Below are 1,087 nucleotides of genomic sequence, written 5' to 3'. Positions count from 1 at the left end.
GCTATATCGTGGGGTGTCCGTTCATGGCTAAACCAATCCCTATTGAGCTGCTTATACATTCAATCGAATATGAAGAGATTACGGACAATCCAAACGGATGGGGCGGCGGTTTTGCGGCCCCTATTCCCATTGAGAGGATCAGGGTTGAACCTGTCACGGCCATTATGCGGAACAACGTCCGTAATGACGTGGAAGGCCAGTCTATTATCTTTATTGATCGCTTAAACTCAAAGCCATTCAAGCGGCTGAAAGAGCAATCCAGGGTTACGTTTAACGGGAAAACATACGAGGTGCAGAAGGTCAAAGAATTGTACGATGAAAACCCAGGCGCACCCCATCATTATGAGGTGGAAATCAAATGAGAAGTCATGTTCGCGTGGATCTTGGGAACCTTTCGCGCAGGGTTGACAACTTTGATAAAGAAGGTCAATTCCTGTTATCGTCCGAAGTGCTTAAAGATTCGAATTACTACGCGCCCCACGATACTGGAAACTTGATTGCCAGTTCGCAGCGTGCATCTGATCTTGAAAACGGAAAGCTTATATGGGACACACCTTATGCGAAGAAGGTCTACTATAACCCACAGTATAACTTCTCGAAAGATAAAAACCCGAATGCGCGGGGGCTATGGTTTGAAGCGGCAAAGGCTTATTTTCTGCCCCGTTGGTTGAGAGTCATGGAAAACCTACGGAATCGTACTTTTTAGGGGGTGTGTTATGGACTTTTTAGACCGAATGAAGCAGTATATCGAAAGTAACATGCTCTTATTTAAAAAGACGCTGACCGTAGGCCCTTTGACAAGCGGGAACGACATTTCAATTTTGGCGATCCCAAGCGTTAAACCTACAAAAAACCTGGATATGTCCCGAAATTACATTTTTGCCTTTCAGATATTGGTCAGACATCTTGATCAATATAAATCATACACAACTTGTCAGCAAATATCAGACAAATTAGATACGTTAACTAACGGAGCGGTCACAAGTGGTGGCGGCTCTTTTACTTTTGTTAAATGCGAAGTTTACACAACGCCTAACTGGGTTGAACAAACACCAGAGGGCCACATATATACCGCAATGTTTCAAGC

General features: G+C 44.2%; 3 protein-coding genes. All 3 read left to right on the top strand.

Annotated elements, in window-relative coordinates; genetic code table 11:
* A partial coding sequence (locus tag ACFUTU_RS21455) for a putative minor capsid protein (protein ID WP_377967976.1) occupies positions 1-362 on the top strand: 362 nt, incomplete at its 5' end.
* A 14-nt stretch (positions 363-376) separates the two neighbouring features.
* Entirely contained in the window at positions 377-706 is a 330-nt protein-coding gene (locus tag ACFUTU_RS21450) for a minor capsid protein (protein ID WP_377967974.1), read from the top strand.
* A 10-nt stretch (positions 707-716) separates the two neighbouring features.
* The coding region (locus tag ACFUTU_RS21445) for a minor capsid protein (RefSeq protein ID WP_377967972.1) at positions 717-1,087 on the top strand (371 nt) is incomplete at its 3' end.

The sequence above is a fragment of the Arthrobacter sp. NPDC057388 genome, from assembly GCF_042668165.1.
In the GTDB taxonomy this organism is placed as follows: Bacteria; Actinomycetota; Actinomycetes; order Actinomycetales; family Micrococcaceae; genus Arthrobacter.
Note: the sequence above shows the minus strand (reverse complement) of the source record. Positions and strands in the feature narration are given on the sequence as shown.